Origin of the sequence: Rhodococcus wratislaviensis, assembly GCF_900455735.1 — a bacterium.
Classification (GTDB): Bacteria; Actinomycetota; Actinomycetes; order Mycobacteriales; family Mycobacteriaceae; genus Rhodococcus_F; species Rhodococcus_F wratislaviensis.
Window position 1 is genome coordinate 43730 of sequence record NZ_UAUI01000010.1, and the last position, 24127, is coordinate 67856.

Genomic DNA, 24127 nt, shown 5'->3' on the forward strand with positions numbered 1-24127 from the left:
GCTGGCGGTAATGAACCGTCCAGCCGGTACAGTTCCGTTACATTACCGTGAACCGTCCGGACGGTAAAGTTATTTCCCGGGTACAGTCCGTCACCATGGCTGCCGGTACGCGCGATCGAATACTCGACGCCCTCGAGAAGCTGCTGCTCGACGTGGGAATAGCCCAGGTGACCCTCGAAGCCGTCGCGGCGGAGGCGGGAGTCTCCAAAGGCGGACTCCTCTACCACTTCCCCAGCAAGGAAGCCCTCCTCGCCGCCATGGTGCGCCGGCTCGGTGAGCGTGCGGACGCCCAGCGCGCCGACGCCGTGTCCGGCGGCACGTCACTGTCCGAGTGGTATCTCCAGGTCCCCGACGCGAGCACCACCGAGGAACTCGCCCTCTACCGGTCGACCATCGCCGCGCTACGGAGCGTCGACGGTCAGCACGACGAGATCCAGAAGGCCGTTACCGAAGTGATGCGCGGCTGGGACGAAGGTCTCCAGAGCGAGATCGACGACCCCGTGCAGGCCGAGATCGTGCGCCTCGTCGGCGACGGCATCTACCTGGCCGCCCTGCTCGGGCTCCCCATGCCCGAGCCCGAGCTGTACAAGATGGTCGTCGCGCGGCTGCTGCAGAAGTAGCGGCTCAGGTGAGGTAGCGGTACGCGGGGCTCCCCGGCTCCAGGCGTTCCACCTGCATCCGGGACTGCTCCATCCGCTCGAGCAGTTCGCCGAGCCCCTCGGCCTTGCCGAGTTCGATACCCACCAGAGCGGCGCCGGTCTCGCGGTTGTTCCGTTTCACGTACTCGAACAGGGTGATGTCGTCCTCGGGGCCGAGCACCTCGTCCAGGAAGCGGCGCAGCGCGCCCGGCTCCTGCGGGAAGTCGACGAGGAAGTAGTGCTTCAGGCCGAGATTCACCAGCGAGCGTTCCAGGATCTCGCCGTACCGCGACACGTCGTTGTTGCCTCCGGAGATCAGGCACACCACCGTGGAACCCGGTTCGAACGTGATGTTCCCGAGGGCCGCCACCGACAGCGCGCCTGCCGGCTCCGCGATGATGCCCTCGTTCTGGTACAGCTCGAGCATCGTGGTGCACAGGGCGCCCTCGTCGAGGTTGGCCATCACGAAGCTCTCGGGATCGAGCCGGATCGTGGTGGACCGGTCGGACTGGCCCAGCGACGTGTGGGTCACCACCTCGGCGCCCAGGGCGGAGACCACCGCGTAGGGAAGGTCGCCGACCCGCTTCACCGACGCGCCGTCGACGAACGGGTCGATCTCCGTCAACGTCACGGGACCACCGGCCACCAGGGCCGCCGTCATCGACGCCGCCCCCGTCGGCTCCACCCCGACGATGGCCGTACGGGGTGCATGCGCACGCAGATACGTGGCGATACCGGCGATGCACCCGCCGCCACCGACCGGGACCAGTACGGAATCGGGGGCCGCACCGAGCTGCGCGAGGATCTCGGCGGCGATGGTGCCCTGCCCGGCCGCGGTACGGGCGTCGTCGAACGGCGCAACCATCGTCGCGCCCGTCCGCCGCACGTCGTCGGCGGCCGCAGCGGCAGCGGCGTCGTACGTCTCCCCCGTCAGGATCAGCTCGACGAACTCGCCGCCGTGCGCGCGGATGCGATCACGCTTCTGCTTGGGGGTGTTCGACGGAACATAGATGCGGCCGGTGATTTCCATTGTCCGGCAGGCGAACGCAACGCCCTGCGCATGGTTGCCCGCGCTGGCCGTCACCACTCCGGCCGCACGCTCGCCGGCATCGAGCTGGGCCATGAGGTTGTAGGCGCCGCGCAGCTTGTAGGAGCGGACGACCTGCAGGTCTTCGCGCTTGAGGTAGACGTTCGCGCCGGTCAGCGACGACAGGCGCTCGCTCCGCTGCAAAGGGGTCGCGTCGATCACGTGGGAAATTCGCTCGATGGCCGCGTCGATGTCGCCCACTGTCAGGGGCAAGGTGATGTTCTGGGCTGCGGTATCGGGCGATGTGGACACCCGGATATGTTCCCACTCTCGCGCCATGGGATACCAGTCGGGTTCAGCCGCGCGGATCGAACTGGGACGGTCGCGGCACGTTGCGGACGTTCGACTTCGCCATCTTCACGGCCTCGCCGACACCCCCGTTCATCACCATCTTCGACAACGCCAACGCGAAACCGGTGACCTGCCCGCCCGTGATGGTCGGTGGCAGCGACAACGCCAACGGGTCGGTGACCAGATCGACGAGAGCCGGTCCGTCGTGATCGAACGCCTGCCGCAGACCCGATTCGATGTCGGCCGGATCCTCGATCCGGCGGGCGAAGATGCCCAGTGCCGACGCCACCGCCGAGTAGTCGACGGGCGCGACGTCCACCCCGAAATCCGGCAGCCCGTCCACCAGCATCTCCAGCTTGACCATGCCCAGAGTGGAATTGTTGAACACCACGATCTTGACCGGGAGCCGGTACATCGCGACCGTCACCAGTTCCCCCAGCAGCATCGACAGCCCGCCGTCGCCCGACACGGACACCACCTGCCTGCCGGGTGCGCACACCTGGGCGCCGATCGCATGCGGCAGGGCGTTCGCCATCGATCCGTGCAGGGCCGAGGACAGGAACCGCCGCGACCCGTTCGGCGTCAGGTAGCGCGCCGTCCAGACGTTCGACATTCCCGTGTCGGTGGTGAAGATCGCGTCCTCGGCGGCGAGGTCGTCGAGGATCGACGCCGCATACTCCGGGTGGATCGGGATGCGCTGCTTCGCGGGTTTCGTATACGCACCGACCACCTTGTTCATCAGCGTCCGGTGCTTCTCGAGCATGTCGTCGAGGAATCGGCGATCGTCCTTCCGCCGGATCAACGGGGCGAGGGAACGCAACGTGCTCGCCACGTCGCCGTGCACGGCCAGGTCGACGTTCGTTCTCCGGCCGATTCGCTGTGCAGCCCAGTCGATCTGCGCGGTGCGGACTCCGTCGGGCAGGAACTGGTTGTACGGGAAGTCCGTTCCGACGAGCAGCAGAAGGTCGGCGCCGTGCATGCCGTCGTGCGCCGCGCCGTATCCCAGCAGCCCCGTCATTCCGACGTCGAAGGGGTTGTCGTACTGGATCCATTCCTTGCCGCGCAGCGTGTGGCCGATCGGCGCACCGATCGTGTCGGCCAGGGTCAGCAACTCCTCGCGAGCCTCCCGCACCCCTTCGCCGGCGAAGATCGCGACCTTTCCCGCCGCGTTCACGGCGTCGGCGAGCGCCTGCACGTCGGCCTGGGCGGGCACGATCGCCGGTGCGCCGGTGCGCGGCACCGACGGGGCCTTCCCCTCGGCGGGGCGGTCCGCGATGTCGCCCGGAAGGGTGATCACCGCAACGCCGGACAGCGCGGTCGCGTGCGCGATGGCGGACGCGGTCACGCGCGGCGCCTGAGCGGGACTTCCGATCAGTTCCGCGTACCGGGAGCACTCGACGAACAGGCGGTCCGGGTGGGTCTCCTGGAAGAAGCCGAGCCCGATCTGCTCGCTCGGGATCTGCGCCGCGATCGCGAGTACCGGCGCCCCCGAGCGGTCCGCGTCGTAGAGACCGTTGATCAGGTGCAGGTTTCCCGGGCCGCACGAGCCGGCGCACACCGCCAGCTTGCCGGTGACCTGCGCCTCCGCTGCCGCGGCGAACGCGGCGGCCTCCTCGTGACGCACGTGGATCCAGTCGATTCCGCCCTTCTCCGCGCCGCCCGACCGCCGGACCGCGTCGACGACGGGATTGAGGCTGTCGCCCACGATTCCGTAGATCCGCTGGACGCCGGCGTCCTGGAGTTGACGCACCAGCTGATCGGCAACGGTTTTCGCTCTCATCGGGCCTCCGGTCGGGGGACGGTCGAACGGCGAAGGACAGCGGTGGTTCGGATGTCAGGCGGATTCGAGCACGAACACCGGGATCTCCCGGTCGGTCTTCTTCTGGTACTCGGCGTAGTCCGGGAACGCGGCGACGGCGCGATCCCACCACGTGACCTTCTCGTCGCCCGTGACCTCACGGGCCACCATGTCCTGTGTGGTCGAGCCGTCGCGGAGTTCGACGTGCGGCTCGGCCTTCACGTTGTAGTACCAGACCGGATTCTTGGGGGCGCCGCCGAGTGAGGCGACGATCGCGTACGTCCCGTCGTGTTCGACACGCATCAACGGCGTCTTGCGAAGTTTGCCGGATTTCGCGCCGCGCGTGGTCAGCAGGACGACGGGCCTGCCGCCCAGCGTCGTGCCCTTGGCTCCGTCGGTGGATTCCATCAACTCGGCCTGATCTGCTGCCCACTTGGACGGACTGGGCTCGTATTCACCTGTGAGTGGCATGCGTCCAGTCAACACCTGATCCGCGAGAACGCGCCACCGATTCCGCCGAACGAGCGCACATGCGAAGAACCGCATCCGTTTGTTCGTTGCGCCGAACTCCGGGTTCCGAGTACCCTGATCCCACGCGGGGGACGTCCGCTCCCCCGACCCGCGCCAGTGAGGTGACCTGCGATGACGACACACGACGCATGGGTGCGCCGCGAGGTTCGCCGCAGCGGCCCCGCCCGGACCGTCGACATCGCCGGCACCCCGTGGCCCCTCTACAAGCTGGAAGCGCTGGCCGTCGCGCTGCTGGTCTTCGTCACGATCCTCGTCGTCACCCAGACACTGCAGGCGGCCGTCCTCACCGCCGCCGCGGTGGCCGTCGTGGTGTGGTGGGCGCGGCGCTTCTTCCCGCCGCGCCCCTAGCCGTCACACGGACAGGCAGCTCGGCCCGAGCAGCGCCTTGAGATCGCCCATCAACGCCGACGACGGTTCCACCCGGAGCACGTCGTCGACCTTCCACAACGTGACCTCGGTGCCGCCGATCAACCGCACGTGCACGTCCGATGTGCCGGGATGGCGCGTGAGCACCTGACGCAGCGCACCGAGCTTGTCCTTGGTGCACTGACGCAGCGGCAGACTGACCGCGAGCGGCTTCGCGACCCCCACCGCGGAGAGGTCCGGTACCGCAAGGTCGTTGGCGATGAGCGAGATCCGGTCGTCCCGGATCGACACGCGCGCCTTGACGAGCACGACGGAGTCCTCCGTGACGTCCATCCCGTACACCGAGTAGGCCTGCGGGAAGAACAGCACCTCGATACCACCGGTCAGATCCTCGAGCTGCGCGGACGCCCAGGTGAGACCGTTCTTGTTGATTCGCCGGTTCACCGACGCGAGGATGCCGCCGACGGTGACCTGGGTGCCGTCCTTGATGTCGCCTTCGAGGATCGTCGGGATCGCGGTGTCGGACTGCGCCGACAGCACGTGTTCGACGCCGTTGAGCGGGTGCCCGGACACGTACAGTCCCAGCATTTCCCGCTCCAGCGCCAACCGGTGCTTCGAGTCCCACTCCTCCTCGGGGATCTTCACGTTGAACACCGAGGAGATCGACTCGTCGGCGTCGTCGCCGCCGAACAGGTCGAACTGTCCGATCGCCTCCGCCTTCTTGGTGCCCATCACCGCGTCGATGGCGTCGGCGTGGACGAGCATGAGTCCCTTGCGCGGATGGCCCAGCGAATCGAAGCCGCCTGCCTTGATCAGCGACTCGGTGACCTTCTTGGAGCAGGCCGCGGCGTCGATCTTGTTGAGGTAGTCGGAGAAGTCGACGAACTTGGACTTCTCCTTGCGCGCCTTGATGATCGAGCCCACGACGTTGGCGCCGACGTTGCGGACGGCGCCCATGCCGAACCGGATGTCCTCACCGACGGAGGCGAAGTTGACCTCCGATTCGTTGACGTCCGGCGGCAGAACGGTGATCCCCATCTTGCGGCAGTCCGCGAGGTAGATGGCGGCCTTGTCCTTGTCGTCACCGACCGAGGTGAGCAGACCGGCCATGTATTCGGCCGGATAGTTGGCCTTGAGATACCCGGTCCAGAACGACACCAGGCCGTATCCGGCCGCGTGCGACTTGTTGAACGCGTACCCGGCGAACGGGAGGATGGTGTCCCACAGCGCCTTGATGGCGGGCTCGGAGAATTCGTTGGCGAGCATGCCCTCGCGGAAACCGGCATACGCCTCCTCCAGCACCGAGAGCTTCTTCTTACCCATCGCCCGGCGGAGAATGTCGGCCTGTCCGAGCGAGTACCCGGCCACCTTCTGAGCGATCTGCATGATCTGCTCCTGGTAGACGATCAGGCCGTACGTGTCGGCCAGGATCTCCTTCAGGGGCTCCTCGAGCTCCGGGTGGATGGGTTTGACCTCTTGCCGCCCGTTCTTGCGGTCGGCGTAATCGTTGTGCGCGTTCATGCCCATCGGACCGGGCCGGTACAGGGCGAGCACCGCGACGATGTCCTCGAAGCCGGTGGGCTGCATGCGGCGCAGCAGGTCGCGCATCGCGCTGCCGTCGAGCTGGAACACGCCGAGAGTGTCTCCGCGCGAAAGCAGTTCGTACGTGGCCGCGTCGTCGAGCGCGAGGGTGTCGAGATCGAGATCGATTCCCCGGTTCGCCTTGATGTTGTCGATGGCGTCACCGATGACGGTGAGGTTCCGCAGTCCGAGGAAGTCCATCTTCAGCAGGCCGATGGCCTCGCACGACGGGTAGTCCCAGCCGGTGATGATGGCGCCGTCCTGGGCGCGCTTCCACACGGGAATCGCGTCCATCAGCGGTTCGGACGACATGATCACCGCGCAGGCGTGGACGCCGGCGTTACGGATCAGGCCTTCGAGCCCCTTGGCCGTCTGGTAGATCTTCGCGACGTCCGGGTTGGAGTCGATGAGGGCGCGAACCTCCACCGCTTCCTTGTAGCGCTCGTGGTTCGGGTCGGTGATGCCGGACACCGAGATGTCTTTGGCCATGATCGGCGGCGGCAGCGCCTTCGTGATCTGGTCGGCGATCGCGAAACCGGGCTGGCCGAACTGGACTCGGGCGGAGTCCTTGATGGCGGCCTTCGTCTTGATCGTGCCGAATGTGATGACCTGCGCGACGCGGTCGCTTCCCCACTTGTCCGTCGCGTAGCGCACCATCTCGCCGCGACGGCGATCGTCGAAGTCGATATCGATGTCGGGCATGGAGACGCGCTCGGGGTTCAGGAACCGCTCGAACAGCAGGCCGTGCGGGATGGGGTCGATGTTGGTGATGCCCATCGCGTAGGCGACGAGCGAACCGGCCGCCGAGCCTCGGCCGGGGCCGACGCGGATGCCGACCTCCCGGGCGTGGTTGATGAGGTCGCCGACGACGAGGAAGTAGGCGGGGAAACCCATTTCGAGGATGACGCCGATCTCGTAGTCGGCGCGGGCGAGGTACTCCTCCGGAGGTCCGTCGGGGAACCGGCGGTCCAGTCCGCGCATGACCTCCTTGCGCAGCCAGGTGCCCTGCGTCTCGCCCTCGGGGACCGGGAAGATCGGCATCCGGTCGTGGTGCGCCCACACGTCGTCGTACGACTGGACCCGCTCGGCGATCAGCAGTGTGTTGTCGCATGCGCCCGGCACCTGGTCGTCCCACAGGGCCCGCATCTCCGCGGCGGATTTGAGGAAGTAGCCGTCGCCGTCGAATTTGAACCGGGTGGGGTCGGACAGCGTCTTCCCGGTCTGGATGCAGAGGAGGGCCTCGTGGTTCTCCGCTGCCTCCTTGGTGACGTAGTGGCAGTCGTTGGTGGCGAGCGGCGGAATCTCGAGCTTCTTGCTGATCTCGAGCAGGCCCTCACGCACCCGTCGCTCGATCGACAGTCCGTGGTCCATCAGCTCGAGGAAGAAGTTGTCCTTACCCCAGATCTCCTGCCACTTGGCGGCAGCCTCGAGTGCCTCGCGGTCGTGGCCGAGTCGCAGCCGGGTCTGGATCTCCCCGGACGGGCAGCCCGTGGTCGCGATGATGCCCTCGTGGTGGGTGGCGATGAGCTCTTCGTCCATACGCGCCCACTTGCCGAGCTGTCCCTCGATCGAGGCGAGCGAGGACAGCTTGAACAGGTTCCGCAGACCGGTCGCGTTCTCCGCGACCATCGTCATGTGGGTGTACGCACCGCTACCGGAGACGTCGTCGGACTTCTGGCTGCGGTCGCCCCACAGCACACGCTTGGTGTTGAAGCGGGACTCGGGCGCGATGTACGCCTCGATGCCGATGATCGGCTTGATGCCCTGCTTCTTCGCCACGTTGTAGAACTCGCTGGCGCCGTACATGTTGCCGTGGTCGGTCATGCCCACCGCCGACATCCCCAGTCGCTCGGCCTCTTCGAACAGGGGGCCGACCTTGGCCGCACCGTCGAGCATCGAGTACTCGGTGTGATTGTGCAGATGTACGAACGAGTCAGCCACGTGCGCCTCTCTGAAGGTCTGGGAGCCTCACGAGTGTAGGCCCTCGGACCGACAGCACCGGTCGCCGACGGCGGGTGTCGGCGAAGTCGTGACGCGAGTTACGGGACGGACGCCTGGGACGGTTCGATCTTTCGCCGCTCGCGCCGGACCCGTACCAGCGCATCGGTACTGAAGATCGCGAGTGCCACCCAGATCAGCGCGAAACCGATCCACCGCGACGCCGGCATGTCCTCGTGGAGGACGGCGACACCCCACGCCATCTGCAGCGCCGGCGTCAGGTATTGCAGCATGCCGAGTGTGCGCAACGGCACCCGTTGCGCCGCCGCGCCGAACAGCAACAGCGGCAGCGCGGTCACCGGTCCCGCGGCCATCAGCAGCAGGGTGTGACCGAGCCCGAACCCGAGGAACGTGCCTGCCCCGGTGAGGGCCAGGAACACGAGGTAGCCGACCGCGACGGGCGCGGCCACGATCCCCTCCGCGGTGAGGCTCGTCCGCGGGTCGAGCGGCACCACCTTCTTGCACAGCCCGTACAGCGCGAACGAGGCGGCCAGGGTCAGCGCAATGTACGGCGGATGCCCGTAGTCGACGGTGATCACGATCACCGCGACGGCGGCGAGCGCGAGCGCGACGATCTGGGCGGGGACGAGCCGTTCCCGGAAGATCACGACCCCGAGCAGCACGCTCACCAACGGGTTGATGAAGTAGCCGAGCGCCGTCTCGACCACCCGGTCCGAGGTGACCCCGTAGATGTAGGTGCCCCAGTTCACGGCGATGGCCGTCGATGCGGCCGTGACCAGCAGCCAGGTGCGCACGCTCAGCCCGCGCAGCGACCGGAGCCGGCCCGAGACCGCGAGGACGACGAACATGAGCGCGAGAGTCCACACCACCCGGTGCGCGAGGATCTCGACCGACCCGGCCGGGCCGAGCAGTCCGAAGAATGCCGGGAACGCGCCCCACAGCACGTAGGCGCCGACTCCGCAGGCGGCGCCCACACTCTCCGCCTGCCTCGCCTTCACGAACCGCTCCCCGGGACGATGCCGTCGTCGGGGCCGGGCCCGACGATCTCGACCTGCTCCGGCAGCAGTGGGCGCACGGCGAATCGCCCGGCGACGGCGTCGGCGCCGAGTGCCTCGACCGCCCGGACGTCCGGGGCGGACCGCAGGGCGGTGAGGGCTTCGCGATCGCCGCGGACGACGACGCCGATCACGCAGGCGCAGTTCCGCGCGAGTTCCGCCGACGACACCGCCGCGATCTGCGCCTGCCGCTCCGTTTCGCCCGTCACCGCCTGGGCGCGTCCGGCGGCCAGGGCGCTCGCCCGTGCGAGCGCCGCGTCGCCTGCCGCAACGGGCACGGAGACGAGGGGTGTCTGCACCCGGTCCAGGGGCACGCGGAAGAGAACCTGCGACACCCGGATGCCGGACGCGACGTCCCGGACGGCCTCCGTCGTCACCGGGCGGGTGAACGAGACCAGCGCCCAGTGCTCTCGGCGCCCGTCCGCCGCGTCGAGCGATCGGTCCGCCCGGGCCAGATAGTCGGCCACCACTTCCCCGTTGTCCGGTCCCAGGGTGTCCGTCGACACGGGCGCGCGCCGGACGGGATGCAGCACTCCGAGCACGACCGTCACCGCGATCAGGACGACGGCGGTGAGCACTGCCGGCACCGCGGTACCGCTCGAGTGCGGGCGTCTCACCTCAGCTCGCCCGCAGGACCTCGAGAGCGTCCTCGAGATCCTTCGGGTACTTGGACGTGATCTCGACCCACCGCCCGTCCGCGGGATGCGCGAAACCGAGCGACCGGGCGTGCAGCCACTGCCGTTCCAGCCCGAGTCGTTCCGCCAGCCGCGGATCGGCTCCGTACGTGAGGTCGCCGCAGCACGGGTGCCGCAGTGCGGCGAAGTGGACGCGGATCTGATGGGTCCGCCCCGTTTCGAGGTGGATGTCCAGCAGGCTCGCCGCCTGGAACGCCTCGACCGTGTCGTAGTGGGTGATGCTGGGCTTGCCGTCCGCGGTGACGGCGAACTTCCAGTCGTTGCTGCGGTGCCTGCCGATCGGCGCGTCGATGGTTCCGCTGCTCGGATCCGGGTGACCCTGCACCAGCGCGTGGTACCGCTTGTCGATGGTCCGCTGCTTGAATGCGCGCTTGAGGAGGGTGTAGGCGCGTTCCGACGTGGCCACCACCATCACTCCGGACGTGCCGACGTCCAGGCGGTGCACGATGCCCTGCCGTTCGTGCGCACCGGACGTCGAGATCCGGAAGCCCGCGGCGGCGAGACCGCCGATCACGGTCGGACCGGTCCAGCCCACGCTGGCGTGGGCGGCGACACCCACCGGTTTGTCGACGGCGACCACGTCGTCGTCGGCGTACAGGATCTCCATGCCCTCGACGGGTTCCGCCTCGATGGTCAGCGCACGCGGCGGTTCGGGCAGTTCCACCTCGAGCCAGGTGCCTGCGGACAGGCGATCGGACTTGCCGACGGGTGCGCCGTCGACGAGCACCGAACCTTCCTCGGTGAGCTGAGCCACCGCGGTGCGCGACAGGCCGAGCAGTCGAGCGAGGCCGGCGTCGACCCTCATCGCTTCGAGCCCGTCCGGGACCGGCATCGACCGTGTTTCCCTCACTTCTCTACCCCCTTACGTGTTCCGTCCGGTTCCAGCCCTATGAGGGTGAGCACGACGAGCAGGATCGCACCGCACACGATGCCGGAATCCGCCACGTTGAACACCGGCCACCAGCCGACGGAGACGAAATCGACGACGTGACCCTGCATCACTCCCGGGGCCCGGAAGAACCGGTCGACGAGATTGCCGAGCGCGCCCCCCAGTACCAGCCCCAGACCGAGCGCCCACCACGGCGACCGCAGCGTGCGGCCGATGCGGACGACACCGATCACCACACCCACGGCGACGAGCGTGAGCAGCCACGTCATGCCGGTGGCCATGGAGAACGCCGCACCCGGGTTGCGCACGAGCCGCAGTGAGACGACGTCCCCGATCAGCCAGACCGGCCGGCCGGGCTCGATGTTGGCGACGGCGAGGATCTTCGTCAGCAGGTCCGTGGCCAGGACGGCACCTGCGATCGCGAACAGCAGAAGCCTGCGCTGATGCTTCACCGGCTGGGGCGCTGCGGTGCCGGACGGGTCACCGTCGTTTCGGTCTTCTGCGTCGGTCTCGTTCTCTGCCGTGGGGTCTTGACTCACCCGTTCATCATCCACTACGGAGGCAAGCCTCCGTTCACGCGCTCCCGCGCGCACTAACCTGGGGGCGTGCCACTGTTCTCGAAAGCTCTGCGACCCGGATTCTGCCTACTCGCCACAACCCTCTCCCTGGTCGCTCTGACCGCCGGGTGCGGAGGTGACGGCGACTCCTCGGAGTCGAACCCCGCAGGGTCCACGTCCACTCCCGCCGAAGTGACCGTCCCGATCTCCGCCACCACCGTCGAACTGATCCAGCCCGGCGAGGAACCGCGCGAGGTGATCCAGCGCAGACCGCCGGTGGGGGTCACGCAGCAGGTGCAGCTGACCACCGACGCGCAGGTGTTCCAGCAGATCGACGACCAGCCCGCCCAGGACTTCTCCTCACCCGAGATCACACTCCCGCTCACCGCCGCCGTCGGGCAGGCCACCGACGACACGGACGGCGGCACCACCGTCGACCTGACGCTCGGTGACGTCACCAGCCCCGACGACCGCCTCGGCAGCGCGCTCGAGGCCAGTGCCGGTTCCGGCGCCGGCTTCACGGTCGACCCGACCGGTGCGATCACCGCGCTGCGACTGCGCCCGGACGCCGAAGCCCAGGACATCGCCCGCTCCGCGATCGAGCAGGCTTTCTACCAGGCCGTGTATCGCACGGTCCCGTTTCCGGCGGAACCCGTCGGGGTGGGCGCCCAGTGGACGATCCGCCAGCAGGTGATGAGCGGCATCGCCCTCGACCAGACCACCGTGGCCACCCTGACCGCCCGGGACGGCAACCGCCTCACCGTCGACTACACGATCGACCAGAAGCCGAAGTCCCCGGTCTGGGAGCTGCCCGGCGAGGCAGGCACGCTGAACGTCGACCAGTACGTGATGCAGGGCTCGGGCACGATGACCGTCGACCTCGGCCTGCCGCTGCCCGTCACCGGGGCCGTGACGGTGGGCGGCGACCAGGAGTACAGCGACCCGGACGGCGCCACCCGCCTGCACCAGACCACGTCGAACTCGGTCCGGTGGGGTTCCTGATGCGCCGCGGACCCGTCGCCGTCTCCTGCTGTCTGTTCGCCGTGCTCGCACTGTCGTCGTGCACGTCGAACGCGTCCGGCGACGCCGGCGACGCCGCCTCACTCGCGCCGCTCGGACCGGTGGTGACCGCCGCACCGGACGCGGCGGGCACACCGTTCGCCGATCAGGCCGCACTGAAGGCGGCCCTGCTCGACATCGGCGACCTTCCCGTCGGATTCACCCCCGTGCCCGATCCCGAGGACGATCTGGGGCTGCCTCCGGCGTCGGAGTCGGCGGACTCCGACAAGTCGAGCACGGATCCCGCGGAATGCGGCGCCGTGCTGTCGCCCGTCGCGGATCAGCGACCGGGCGCGGTGGCGTCGGCGTCCGGCTGGTTCACCGGCCCCGACTTCGCGACCATCGACCAGGACGCGGCGAGCTACGGCACCGGCGCCGACGCGTCCCAGGCCTTCGCGGCGGTGCAGGACCGGCTGGTGGGATGCACCGAGTACACCGGCACGGACGCCGACGGCGTGCAGGTGCAGTACCGGGTCGGCGGCCGCGAGCAGCAGCCCGCCGGTGACGCGTCGGTGGCATTCCGGCTCGTCACCACCAGCGAGGGCGTCAGTCTCGTCTCGGACGTGGTGGTGGTCGTCGTCGGGAGCACCGTCACCCAACTGGTCGCGACGGGCCAGGATCCGATCGACGCCGGCGTCTTCGGCGACCTGACGAGCACCGCCGTGGTGAAGCTCGCGCCCGCACCCGCCGGCTGACCGACCCAGGCCATAAGCGACCGATGCCGGTGTCCCCGAGGGGACACCGGCATCGGTGCGAGAACGCGGCGATCCGTCAGGACCGCGCGGTTCGGCCTGGAATCAGGCAGGGCATGCAGGCGAGGTCAGCTGCGCGAGCGACACGATCTGGCATGCGGTGATCTTCGACAGCTTCCACGTTCCGTTCTCGCCGGGAACGAAGATGGCCGGAACGCCACCCTGCTGGACCTGGCCGTTGACGGTCAGCTGCAGCTGGCCGCTGGCGGTGCCGTCACCGTTGTCGATGACCGGGTCGAGAACGGTGACCTCGGCGTTGTTGGCCTTGGCTGCGGCGGCGACCTGGTTGATGAGCTCCGGATCCTGCTCCGAGCCCTCGACCATCGCGGACTTGACCTCGAGCGGCGTGGCGGGATCGAGGCCCTGCACCAGAAGCGCGTTGAGATCGGCCGCGGTGGGCACCTCGATGGCTTCCGAGGTCTCGGCAGCTGCGGAAGTCGTCGTCGTGGTCTTGGTCGCCGTGTCGCTTTCGTCGGAGCCACACGCGGACATCGTGAGGGCTGCGGCGATTGCTACTCCGGCAACCGTGATCTTACGAAGCTTCAACTCAATAACCTCTTCATTCTCGGTGTTCGTTCTCGGACGATCTGAGCATCTATCGCTACCCGGGCCAACATTACCCAAGGGTAAGCATCAGCGCCCGAGGCTACCTTCTCGTGGAGCCGGTCTCCACTCCTTCGTCCGGGCGGTGGATCCGGTCACTCGAGCGAGCCTTCCACATCGGCCCGTTCGAGTTGTACGTCGTCCTCCTTGAAGGTCCGCGCCTTCCCCGGACCCGTTGTGCGCGTTTCGAATCGGACGGTCACGACACCGTGGCCGGCTCCCTGTACCCAACCGTGGCCGAAGTCCGGGTGCGTCACGTCGAGACCGGGATGCCACCGGGTGTCGATCGCCCGGGCGGGTGCGGGAACGGGCGCGGAGAGGCCGTCGTCGGCGCCCGCCATCGTGATCTTCGACTCCTGATAGCCGGGGACGTCCAGGTCCAGTTCGGGGAACAGCGAACCCTGGCGGACCGTCGACAGTCCGGCGAATCCCACCCCGACCAGACGCACCGGCCCGAGTTCGAGCGGATCGATCACCTGGCGCTGCGCCGCCGCAACGAGGATCTGACGGTCGAGGGTCGCGTAGGGCAGCGTGACCGAGCGCGTCAGGATGCTCATGTCCGCCTTCTTCAGCTTGAGCACCACCGTCCGCGCCGCCCGGCCGTCCTTCTGCAGGCGCACGAACGCGGACGCCGCGCTCGACTCGACGGCACCCCGCAACTCCGCCATCGTGACGATGTCGGTGGCGAAAGTCGTCTCCGCACTGACCTGCTTGGACTCGGCGCGTTCGGCGACGGGCCGATTGTCGATGCCCTGCGCCAGCCGGTGCAGGCCCGGTCCGACCGTGGTGCCCAGAATGGACGCCACCTCCGATTCCGGAGTCCGCGCGAACCCGCCGATGGTCTCGATGCCGAGGCGCTTCAGCTTCTCCTCCGCGACGGGGCCGATGCCCCACAGTTTCCGCACCGGAAGCTCGTCCAGCACCGCATGCTGCTCGTCCGGCGAAATCACCGTGATCCCGTCGGGTTTGGCCAGACCGGACGCGATCTTGGCCACCTGCTTGCCCGACCCGGCGCCGATGGACGCGACCAGTCCCGTCTCCTCGAGCACCAGGGCACGCAGTCCCTCGCAATAGCGTTGCACCGCGGCCGCATCCGCCCCAGCCAATTCGGTGGGTTCGCCGAACGCCTCGTCCATCGACAGTTGCTCGAGCACCGGCATCGGACCGCGGAGAGCGTCGAACACGGACTTGCTCAACATGCCGTAGAGGCGACCCCGCGGCGGCAGCACCACCGCACCCGGACCCACCAGCCTGCGGGCCTGATGCATCGGCATGGCCGAACGCGCTCCGAACACCCGCGCCTCGTAGCTGGCCCCGGCGACGACGCCGCGTCCGCCGAGACCACCGACGAGAACCGGGCGGCCACGGAGCGTCGGCCGGGTGAGCTGCTCGACCGACGCGAAGAACGCGTCCATGTCGAGGTGCAGCACCCACCGACGACTCACCTGGTGCAAAATACCCGCCCGGTCCGACAGGTCACGCCTTGGCGATCGCCGCCCGCACACCCTCACCGAGCTCGACGGCGTCACCCGGCGCCTCGGCCAGTTCCAGCTCGACGGCGAGGATCTCGCCCGCGATCAGCTCCCGGTGCGCGAGCGCCCAGTCCCGCCGCTCCGCGGGCACGTCGAGGACGACGGTGATCCGATCGGACACCTCGAGCCCGGCGGCGCGCCGCGCGTCCTGCAACTCGCGGATCCGGTCCTTCGCCCAGCCCTCGGCTTCCAGCTCCTCGGTGACCGCCGAGTCCAGGACGACCAGACCGGCCCCGTCGGGCAGGGCTGCCGTCGACTCCGGTTCGGCGGCCACGAGCCGCTGCGTGTACTCCTCCGGCAGCAACTCGATCCCCGCCGCGACGACGACGCCGTCCGAATTCTCCGACCAGTCACCGGCCTTCACGGCCTTGATGACGGTCTGCACGTCCTTGCCCAGGCGCGGTCCCGCGGCGCGCGCGTTGACGACCAACTCGAACCGGCCGTGCACGTCCACGTCGGTGGTGAGGTCGACCTTCTTGACGTTGACCTCGTCGGCGATGAGACCCAGGTACGGGCGCAGGCGCTCCGCGTCGTCGGACGCGACCGTCACCTCGGGCAGCGGCAGCCGCACCCGGAGATTCTGCGCCTTGCGCAGTCCCAGCACCGTCGAGCACACCGACCGCACCTCGTCCATCGCCGACACCAACTCCGCATCCGCCGGCAGCTCACCCGCGGTGCTTCCGGGTCGCTCCGCAGGCTCCGCTCCCGCCGGCCAGTCCGCGAGATGCACGGACCGTCCGCCGGTCAGTCCCCGCCAGATCACCTCACTGACCAGCGGCAGCAACGGAGCGGCGAGCCGGGTGACCACCTCGAGCACCGTGTGGAGGGTGTCGACGGCGTCCTTGTCCTCGTCCCAGAAGCGCGAACGCGACCGCCGCACATACCAGTTCGTCAGCGCGTCGCAGAACGTGCGCAGTTCGTCGCACGCCCCCGCGATGTCGTTCGCCTCGAGCGCGCCGGTGATGGCGTCCCGGGTTCCGGCCAGCTTCGCGAGGATGTACCGGTCCAGGACGTTCGCCGAATCCGTGCGCCACTCACCGGACGTGGGCGCGTACAGCTGCAGGAAGCTCCACGCGTTCCACAGCGGCAGCAGCGCCTGCCGGACACCCTCGCGGATGCCCTGTTCGGTGACGACGAGGTTTCCGCCGCGCAGGATCGGCGAGGACATGAGGAACCAGCGCATGGCGTCCGAGCCGTCGCGCTCGAACACCTCCTTCACGTCCGGGTAGTTGCCCTTGGACTTGCTCATCTTCAGTCCGTCTTCGCCCAGGACGATGCCGTGGGCCGCAACGGTCTTGAAGGCGGGACGATCGAACAGCGCCGTCGCCAGCACGTGCAGCGTGTAGAACCAGCCGCGGGTCTGCCCGTTGTACTCGACGATGAAATCGCCCGGGAAGTGACTGTCGAACCACTCGCGGTTCTCGAACGGGTAGTGCACCTGCGCGTAGGGCATGGACCCGGACTCGAACCAGCAGTCGAGGACCTCCGGCACACGCCGCATCATCGACTTCCCGGTCGGATCGTCCGGGTTCGGGCGCACCAGATCGTCGATCATCGGCCGGTGCAGATCCGTCGGCCGCACACCGAAGTCGCGTTCGAGTTCGTCGAGCGAGCCGTACACATCGGTGCGCGGGTACGCCGGGTCGTCGGACACCCACACCGGAATCGGGCTGCCCCAGTACCGGTTGCGGCTGATGTTCCAGTCGCGGGCACCCTCGAGCCACTTGCCGAACTGGCCGTCGCGGATGTGCTCGGGCACCCACGTGATGTCCTGGTTCAGCTCCACCATGCGGTCGCGGAACTTGGTGACCGCGACGAACCACGACGGGACCGCCATGTAGATCAGCGGCTGCCCGCTGCGCCAGCTGTGCGGGTACGAGTGCTCGATCGTCTCGTGCCGCAGCAACTTTCCAGCAGCCTTGAGGTCCTTGATGATCACCGGGTTCGCGTCGAACACCTGGAGACCCTCGTAGGGCGGCACCATCGCCGTGAACTTGCCGCCCGGGTCGAGCGGCTGCACGATCTCGATCCCGTTCGCCGCACAGTACTCCATGTCCTCTTCACCGAAAGCCGGTGCGAGGTGGACGATTCCGGTACCGGACTCGGTGGTGACGTAGTCGGCGGAGATGACGCGGTGCGCGTTCTCGTGACCGACGAAGAAGTCGAACGGCGGGTCGTAGCGAAGCCCGACGAGGTCCGAACCCTTGTGCTCGGACAGCACCTCGGGCGTCTCACCGAGTTCGCGGGCGTAGTGCCCCAGCCGATCCTTGGCGAGCACGTAGCGCTTACCGTCGGCGCCCGTCACCTGGACGTAGTCGATGTCCGGGTGCACCGCGACAGCGAGGTTGGACGGCAGCGTCCACGGCGTCGTGGTCCAGATGATCGCGTTGGCGCCGTCGAGCGGGCCCTCGCCGTGCAGCGGCATGTCGACCGTGACGGCGGGATCCTGGCGCATCTTGTACGCGTCGTCGAGCCGGGTCTCCTGGTTGGACAGCGGCGTCTGCTCGTACCAGCTGTACGGCAGCACACGGAAGCCCTGGTAGATCAGGCCCTTGTCGAACAGTTCCTTGAACGCCCACATGACCGACTCCATGAAGTCGAGGTCGAGTGTCTTGTAGTCGTTGTCGAAATCGACCCACCGGGCCTGACGGGTGACGTAGTCACGCCACTCGTCCGTGTAGCGCAGCACGGAGGACTTGCAGTACTCGTTGAACTTCTCGAGACCCATGACGTCGATCTCGGACTTGTCCTTGATGCCGAGTTGCTTCTCGGCCTCGAGTTCGGCGGGCAGACCATGGCAGTCCCAGCCGAATCGGCGCTCGACCTTGTTGCCGCGCATGGTCTGGAACCGCGGGATCAGGTCCTTGACGTACCCCGTCAGGAGGTGGCCGTAGTGCGGGAGACCGTTCGCGAACGGCGGACCGTCGTAGAACACGAACTCGGGCGCGTCGTCGCGCTGGGCGACCGACGCCCGGAAGGTGTCGTCCTCGTCCCAGCCGGCCAGCACACGCTGCTCGATCTGAGGGAACCGGACACCCGCATCCTGCGAGACGCCGTAGTCGACCTTGGGGTAGGACTCGTTGCTGCTGGTCACGTTGCTGGTGTCGGTCACCGCGATCTCCTCGTGCCTGACGTACTCGGCACGGGGACGACGGAGACGCCTCCTGCGTCACCACCGCGGTACCACCCCGCTTGCACCCCGGAGGGCGCCTCTCGGTGCCGGGCTGTGACGGGCCCACCCGTTCGGTTCTACTGAGCCGGCGTGCCGGCCGTTCTTCCGAAGGCTCCCCGGTGATGGCCGGATCGTCGCCGCGAAACTCGGTTACTGAATTACTCGCTGAATGCAGTCTAGCCGCCACCCGCGTGCGGCAGCTCAGTCGCCCTCGTCGGATCCGGGCGTCGTGTCCGCGTCCCGTGCGGGACCACGTTCACCGGGGACACCGCTCGCGGGTTGCCCGGGCACGGCCGCCGCCTTCTTGCCCGCGAGGGCGCTGACGAGCAGCAGGACCGCTCCGGCGACGCACACTACGATGCATCCCCAGGCCCACACGACCGAACCGGTCATGAGAGCCACCACCAGGAGAGCGAACCCCACCGCTGCAAGAGCGAGTGTCACGACCAGCACGGCTCAACCTCTATCCGGGCCGCTGGCTGGGCAACTACCGCGCGCTCAGTCAGCTATTGCCCTTGGCGTAGGACTGGCTGTAATTGGACTGCGATCCACCCTGCGCGAACGAATCCTGACCGCCGTCCACCGGAACCGCGGATCCCCGCTGCTCCAGCTCTTCGAGCTGCGACTCCAGGTACGACTTCAGGCGCACCCGGTACTCGCGCTCGAACGTCTTGAGCTGCTCGATACGGCCCTCCAGCACGGAACGCTGCTGGTTGATCGTCGCCATGATCTCGGTGTGCTTCTTCTCCGCGTCCGCCTGCAGCGCGTCGGCCTTCTCCTTGGCCTGGCGCAGCTGGGTCTCGGAACGGGTCTGAGCGTCGGTGATCAGTGCTTCCGACTTCTGGCGGGCGTCCGCGATCATCGTCTCGGAACGGGTCCGCGCATCGCTGACCAGCTGCTCCGAGTTGGTGCGCGCGTTGCCGAGCAGCTGCTCGGACTCCGTCTTCGCGTCACTCGTGAGGCGGTCCGCCATCTCCTGGGCGAGACCCAGAACCTTGGCGGCCTGCATGTGAGCGTCGGCGCCCTGCGCGGGGGCTGCCGCAGCAGCAGCGGCGGGAGCCGGTGCCGGCGCGGGAGCCTTGGGCTGCTCGACGACGCGAGCCGGCTCCGCCTTGGGAGCGGGAGTCTGTGCCGCGGACGCAGGGCGTGGAGCCTTCTTCGCATCGGCGAGCTCCTTGTCGAGCTCCCCTACTCGCTGCCGAAGGTCGGCGTTCTCCTCGATCAGGCGCGACAACTCTTGCTCGACGAGGTCGAGAAACGCATCGACTTCGTCTTCGTTGTAGCCCCGCTTACCGATCGGTGGCTTGCTGAACGCGACATTGTGCACATCAGCGGGAGTCAGCGGCATGGAAGGATCCCTTCACGCGTCATTTGGCGGTCTAGCAAGCATTCAGTTACAGCGCAGTCTACGTAACGGTGAAACAAGACTGGATCAATGGGGTCCATTCTGTCACACCAGACCCGTAGCACGCGCTTGTCCCTGAACGATCGACATCAGGATGAAGACGATGAACAGCAAGACCATGATGGATAGATCCAACCGCACCCCACCGAGATTGATCGGGGGGATCAACCGCCGTAGCAGTTTGACCGGTGGATCGGTGACCGTAAAAATCGCCTCGAGAATAACGACCACGACGCCGGTTGGCCGCCAGTCTCGTGCGAAGGTCCGTACGAACTCGACAATGATTCTGCCGATGAGTAGCAGCCAAAAGACAAACAGTATCAAGTAGATCACCGAGAACAAGGCCACACCTTCACTCTGCCTGAGAATGTCCGGCCGATCAAAACGAGCCGCGTGGCCAGGGCTTTCTCCGCCACAGCCGCCGCGGCCCGCGTCGTTTCGGACGTTCGGATCCCGATGGTCGTTTTCCCCGCTCCCCGGTTTACTTCTGGCTGTAGAAGCCGGTTTCCGCGATGCGGCGACGCTCCTCGGCGGACACGTCGATGTCTGCGGGTGAGAGCAAGAACACCTTCGTGGCCACCTTGTCGAAGGACCCACGCAGCGCGAATGCCAACCCGGCAGCGAAATCGACGAGGCGCTTGGCGTCGGCGTTGCTCATCTCGACGAGGTCCATGATGACGGGAGTGCCGTCACGGAACCGCTCGCCGATCGTGCGGGCCTCCCCGTAGTCGCGGGGGCGCAGCGTGGTGATCTTGGACAGCGGGCCGCCCTCGTCGAAGAGGGGTCCGCGACGACTCTCCACCCGCTCGGACCGCGTGTCGACGGCCAGCGCGCCGCGGGTGCTGCCGCGCACCGCACCGCTCGCGCTGGGACGGGCCGACCGGACGGCCACGGGTTCCACCCGGGACGAGTGCCGGGGGCCGTCGTATCGGTCGAAGTCGTCGTCGAGGTCGTCCCGGCGGCCGGGAGCGTAGGCAGCCTTACTGAAGGCCGGTTCGGCGAAGTCACGGTCGTCGCGGTCGAGGTAGGGATCACGTCCACTGTCGCGGGCCGGTCGAGCGGGCCTGCGGGCAGGTTCCGGCTCGTCCAGGTACTCGTCCTCGTAGTCGTCGAGGGGAACCATGCCGAAGTAAGCCTTGAACTTGTGCAGACTGCTCATTGATCGACCTTCCTTGGCGCGGCGGACAGGATCCAACTGCGACCGGTCGCAGCGGTGTGGACGGGTTGGCGATCACCTGGGCGATCTATTTCGAGGTTATAGGCCTCGAACCCAACAGCGCGGTTCCGACACGCACGCACGTCGACCCGTGTCGGACAGCGTGCTCGAGATCATTCGTCATGCCCGCCGAGAGTTCCGTCGCATCCGGATGGTCGCGCCTCAGCCGCGCGTGTATCTTCTCCAGTTCCTCGAACGCCGCATCCGGGTCGGCATCGATCGGCGGAACCGCCATCAGCCCGCGGTATTCGAGTCCCGGCGACGACTGCACCTGCGCGGCAAGATGTTCGAGGTCGGCGATCGCGGCACCGCCGCGCTGCGGATCGCCGTCCAGACTGACCTGCAGCAGCACCCGCAGCGGCTCGGGCCGCTCCCCCGCCTCGAGTGCCGTGGTCGCCGCGCGACCGAGGGCGCCGACGAGGCGTTCGCTGTCCACCGAGTGGATGGCGTACGCCCAGTGCGCGACGGCCTTCGCCTTGTTGCGCTGGAGGTGTCCGATCATGTGCCACCGCACCGACGGATCCGCCACCGCGGTCCGGAACTCCGCGATCTTGGCCGTGGCCTCCTGCTCCCGTGACTCCCCGAACTCGCGGCACCCGAGGTCGTACAGGATCCGCGCGTCGGATTCGGGGAAGAACTTGGTGACGGGCAGCAGCGACACTTCCGCGGGGTCGCGGCCGGCGTCCCGGCACGCCGCGTCGAGCCGTGCGCGCACGGCGCCGAGCGCAGTCTCGATCTCCCCGACCCTGCTCATCGTTTCCACTCCCACACCGAATCCCTCGCCGCCACCGGCGGCACTCGTCACACGCTGTCTTGCCCAGTATCCATCCAGATCACCGCCGCGAGCCGACCGGTCGGGGCCTGCCGGCGATGACTGAACAGTGTCTGGTCCTCGATGGTGCAGCGCGGATCCTCCGCCACTCCCGCGACACCCGCGTCGAGCAGCTGCTTCCGCAGGCCGGCCCGCAGGTCCAGGCCGGGGGTGCCCTTGACGGTGCGGGTGGCGCTGCCGGGAAGGAACTTCTCGACGTCCGCCTGCATCGCCGCGGGGACCTCGTACTGTCGGCCGCTCGCCGCCGGACCCAGGAACGCGCCGATCCGGTCGAGCCGCGCCCCCTGCTCGACCATGACGTCGAGCACCCGCGGGACGATGCCGATGCGGGCACCGATCCGGCCGGCGTGGACGGCGGCGATCACCCCGGCCTCGTCGTCGGACAGCAGCACCGGGACGCAGTCGGCGCTGAGGGTCGCGAGCGCGAGCCCCGGCACCGTCGTCACCAGCGCGTCCGTGGCGGGCACCGGCGCGTCGGTGGGCCCGTCGACCACGGTCACGGTGCGACTGTGGATCTGCTCCATCCAGACCAGATGGTCGAAGGCCACGCCGATGTTGTCTGCCAGTCGACGCCGGTTGGCCTCCACCGCGGCCGGATCGTCGCCGACGTGATCACCGAGGTTGAACGTGTCGTACGGTGCGACGGAGTGCCCTCCGGCACGGGTGGTGACGACCCGGCGAACCCTGAAATCGGGGGCGGACGGTGAGCTCAACGACGCATGAAGGAGGGCACGTCGACTTCGTCTTCACCCTCCTCGTCGGACACCGGCACCGCGCGGGACTGACCGTTTCCCGGCAGTGGCGGGAGACTGCTCGGGCTCTGGTGGGAGCTGATCGTCTCTCGGGTCACCGACATCGGCTCGCTGTGCTGCTGCTCGGCCGACTGTCCTACCTCGCCTGCCCGCCCGGCTCCGATGGCGCTGCGACCGGCAGCGCCCGACTCGACCGGCCGGCGGGCGGGGGCGCCGCCGTCGAACCCGGCGGCGATGACGGTGACCCGCACCTCGTCGCCGAGCGAATCGTCGATGACGGTGCCGAAGATGATGTTGGCGTCGATGTGGGCGGCTTCCTGCACCAGCGACGCCGCCTCGTTGATCTCGAACAGGCCGAGGTCGCTGCCACCGGCGATCGAGAGCAGCACGCCGCGCGCACCCTCCATCGACGCCTCGAGCAGCGGAGAGTTGATCGCCGATTCCGCGGCCTTGATGGCCCGGCCCTCGCCGCGCGAGGATCCGATGCCCATCAGCGCGCTACCCGCGCCGGACATGACGCCCTTGACGTCGGCGAAGTCGACGTTGATCAATCCGGGGGTGGTGATGAGGTCGGTGATGCCCTGGACACCGTTGAGCAGGACCTCGTCGGCACTGCGGAACGCGTCCATGAGGCTTACGGCGGCGTCGCCGAGCTGCAGGAGGCGGTCGTTCGGGATCACGATGAGGGTGTCGCACGATTCGCGCAGCGACTGGATACCGGTGTCGGCCTGGCCGCCGCGGCGCTTGCCCTCGAAGGAGAAGGGGCGGGTGACGACACCGACGGTGAGGGCTCCGAGCTTGCGCGCGATACTCGCGACGACCGGTGCGCCACCCGTACCCGTGCCGCCGCCCTCGCCTGCGGTCACGAACACCATGTCGGCGCCCTTGAGGACTTCCTCGATCTCGTCCTTGTGGTCTTCTGCGGCCTTGCGGCCGACTTCGGGATCCGCGCCGGCGCCGAGCCCGCGGGTGAGTTCCCGGCCGACGTCGAGCTTGACGTCGGCGTCACTCATCAGCAGCGCTTGCGCGTCGGTGTTGACGGCAATGAACTCGACTCCCTTGAGTCCCTGCTCGATCATCCGGTTGACTGCGTTCACGCCGCCGCCGCCGATGCCGACGACCTTTATTACGGCGAGGTAGTTGTGCGGGGGCGTCATCGGCTCTCGCCTTCCATGAGTGTGTATCACGCTTTCGTACAGATCGGTCCAGCCTGAACCCTCAACCTCAACCATAGGGTTACGGTTATGTCAAGTGCTGCTCGACTAGAGCGAAACGCTATGCACCGGCACAGGGATACGCCATTAGGCGCGCCGAGACGCGCCGAGTTATTTGACGAACTCGCCCGCAACTCTTTCGC

General features: G+C 68.0%; 22 protein-coding genes. 4 read left to right on the top strand and 18 right to left on the bottom strand.

Features of this window, described 5'->3' with window-relative positions; all coding sequences use genetic code 11:
• Nucleotides 1–95: 95 nt before the first annotated feature.
• A complete protein-coding gene (locus DTA22_RS13350; protein ID WP_037226667.1) occupies nt 96–620 on the top strand; it encodes a TetR/AcrR family transcriptional regulator in 525 nt (174 codons plus the stop codon).
• 4 nt (nt 621–624) lie between these two features.
• Here the strand turns inward: DTA22_RS13350 and ilvA are convergent, their stop codons facing one another.
• Genes ilvA through DTA22_RS13365 form a run of 3 tightly spaced genes read right to left on the bottom strand, consistent with a single transcriptional unit; the run spans nt 625 to nt 4285 of the window.
• Nucleotides 625–1977: a threonine ammonia-lyase IlvA gene (gene ilvA / locus DTA22_RS13355; RefSeq protein ID WP_037226701.1), complete on the bottom strand. Its 1353-nt coding sequence runs from the start codon at nt 1975–1977 to the stop codon at nt 625–627.
• A 43-nt stretch (nt 1978–2020) separates the two neighbouring features.
• A complete protein-coding gene (locus DTA22_RS13360; protein WP_112299718.1) occupies nt 2021–3796 on the bottom strand; it encodes a pyruvate dehydrogenase in 1776 nt (591 codons plus the stop codon).
• 54 nt (nt 3797–3850) lie between these two features.
• Complete coding sequence (locus DTA22_RS13365) at nt 3851–4285, bottom strand: nitroreductase family deazaflavin-dependent oxidoreductase (protein ID WP_037226700.1); 435 nt, start codon at nt 4283–4285, stop codon at nt 3851–3853.
• Nucleotides 4286–4456: 171 nt separating this feature from the next.
• On the opposite strand from DTA22_RS13365, the gene DTA22_RS13370 reads away from it, so the two are divergent.
• Entirely contained in the window at nt 4457–4693 is a 237-nt protein-coding gene (locus DTA22_RS13370; protein WP_112299719.1) for a hypothetical protein, read from the top strand.
• A 3-nt stretch (nt 4694–4696) separates the two neighbouring features.
• Here DTA22_RS13370 and dnaE read toward each other — a convergent pair whose 3' ends face one another.
• From dnaE to lspA, 5 genes are all read right to left on the bottom strand, one after another.
• Nucleotides 4697–8233 carry a DNA polymerase III subunit alpha gene (gene dnaE, locus DTA22_RS13375; protein WP_037226662.1) on the bottom strand — a complete coding sequence of 1179 codons (3537 nt, stop codon included), beginning with the start codon at nt 8231–8233 and terminating at the stop codon, nt 4697–4699.
• A 98-nt stretch (nt 8234–8331) separates the two neighbouring features.
• Complete coding sequence (rarD, locus tag DTA22_RS13380) at nt 8332–9249, bottom strand: EamA family transporter RarD (protein WP_037226661.1); 918 nt, start codon at nt 9247–9249, stop codon at nt 8332–8334.
• Nucleotides 9246–9923 carry a hypothetical protein gene (locus DTA22_RS13385; protein WP_112299720.1) on the bottom strand — a complete coding sequence of 226 codons (678 nt, stop codon included), beginning with the start codon at nt 9921–9923 and terminating at the stop codon, nt 9246–9248. Before DTA22_RS13385 ends, rarD begins: the two co-directional genes overlap by 4 nt.
• A 1-nt stretch (nt 9924) precedes the next feature.
• Nucleotides 9925–10851 carry an RluA family pseudouridine synthase gene (locus DTA22_RS13390; RefSeq protein WP_112299721.1) on the bottom strand — a complete coding sequence of 309 codons (927 nt, stop codon included), beginning with the start codon at nt 10849–10851 and terminating at the stop codon, nt 9925–9927.
• Nucleotides 10848–11444, bottom strand: coding sequence for a signal peptidase II (lspA, locus tag DTA22_RS13395; protein ID WP_174233796.1), 597 nt, complete (start codon nt 11442–11444; stop codon nt 10848–10850). Before lspA ends, DTA22_RS13390 begins: the two co-directional genes overlap by 4 nt.
• A gap of 51 nt (nt 11445–11495) precedes the next feature.
• Here lspA and DTA22_RS13400 point away from each other — a divergent pair, with 51 nt between their 5' ends.
• Complete coding sequence (locus tag DTA22_RS13400) at nt 11496–12449, top strand: hypothetical protein (RefSeq protein WP_112299723.1); 954 nt, start codon at nt 11496–11498, stop codon at nt 12447–12449.
• On the top strand, nt 12449–13201 hold the full coding sequence (locus DTA22_RS13405; protein ID WP_112299758.1) for a sensor domain-containing protein: 753 nt from the start codon (nt 12449–12451) through the stop codon (nt 13199–13201). The genes DTA22_RS13400 and DTA22_RS13405 overlap by 1 nt, the downstream gene beginning before the upstream one ends.
• A gap of 102 nt (nt 13202–13303) precedes the next feature.
• On the opposite strand, the gene DTA22_RS13410 is transcribed toward DTA22_RS13405, so the two are convergent.
• From DTA22_RS13410 to ftsZ, 10 genes are all read right to left on the bottom strand, one after another.
• A complete protein-coding gene (locus DTA22_RS13410) occupies nt 13304–13804 on the bottom strand; it encodes a hypothetical protein (protein ID WP_005247603.1) in 501 nt (166 codons plus the stop codon).
• A 152-nt stretch (nt 13805–13956) separates the two neighbouring features.
• Nucleotides 13957–15306: a DNA polymerase IV gene (locus tag DTA22_RS13415; protein WP_457920859.1), complete on the bottom strand. Its 1350-nt coding sequence runs from the start codon at nt 15304–15306 to the stop codon at nt 13957–13959.
• A gap of 31 nt (nt 15307–15337) precedes the next feature.
• Nucleotides 15338–18505 carry an isoleucine--tRNA ligase gene (ileS, locus tag DTA22_RS13420; RefSeq protein ID WP_112299725.1) on the bottom strand — a complete coding sequence of 1056 codons (3168 nt, stop codon included), beginning with the start codon at nt 18503–18505 and terminating at the stop codon, nt 15338–15340.
• Between the two features lie 261 nt (nt 18506–18766).
• Nucleotides 18767–19018 carry a membrane protein gene (locus DTA22_RS13425; protein ID WP_037226653.1) on the bottom strand — a complete coding sequence of 84 codons (252 nt, stop codon included), beginning with the start codon at nt 19016–19018 and terminating at the stop codon, nt 18767–18769.
• Between the two features lie 49 nt (nt 19019–19067).
• Complete coding sequence (gene wag31 / locus DTA22_RS13430) at nt 19068–19913, bottom strand: DivIVA-like cell division protein Wag31 (RefSeq protein WP_005247608.1); 846 nt, start codon at nt 19911–19913, stop codon at nt 19068–19070.
• 102 nt (nt 19914–20015) lie between these two features.
• Nucleotides 20016–20318, bottom strand: coding sequence for a YggT family protein (locus tag DTA22_RS13435; protein WP_005247609.1), 303 nt, complete (start codon nt 20316–20318; stop codon nt 20016–20018).
• 133 nt (nt 20319–20451) lie between these two features.
• Nucleotides 20452–21129 (bottom strand): cell division protein SepF, encoded by a 678-nt coding sequence (locus DTA22_RS13440; RefSeq protein ID WP_005574458.1) that lies wholly within the window; start codon nt 21127–21129, stop codon nt 20452–20454.
• Nucleotides 21130–21214: 85 nt separating this feature from the next.
• The gene (locus DTA22_RS13445; protein WP_174233798.1) at nt 21215–21940 is read right to left on the bottom strand and encodes a YggS family pyridoxal phosphate-dependent enzyme; all 726 of its coding nucleotides are present in this window, start codon (nt 21938–21940) and stop codon (nt 21215–21217) included.
• Between the two features lie 47 nt (nt 21941–21987).
• Complete coding sequence (gene pgeF / locus DTA22_RS13450) at nt 21988–22731, bottom strand: peptidoglycan editing factor PgeF (protein WP_037226651.1); 744 nt, start codon at nt 22729–22731, stop codon at nt 21988–21990.
• Nucleotides 22728–23927: a cell division protein FtsZ gene (ftsZ, locus tag DTA22_RS13455; protein ID WP_037226649.1), complete on the bottom strand. Its 1200-nt coding sequence runs from the start codon at nt 23925–23927 to the stop codon at nt 22728–22730. The genes pgeF and ftsZ overlap by 4 nt, the downstream gene beginning before the upstream one ends.
• Nucleotides 23928–24127 lie beyond the last annotated feature (200 nt).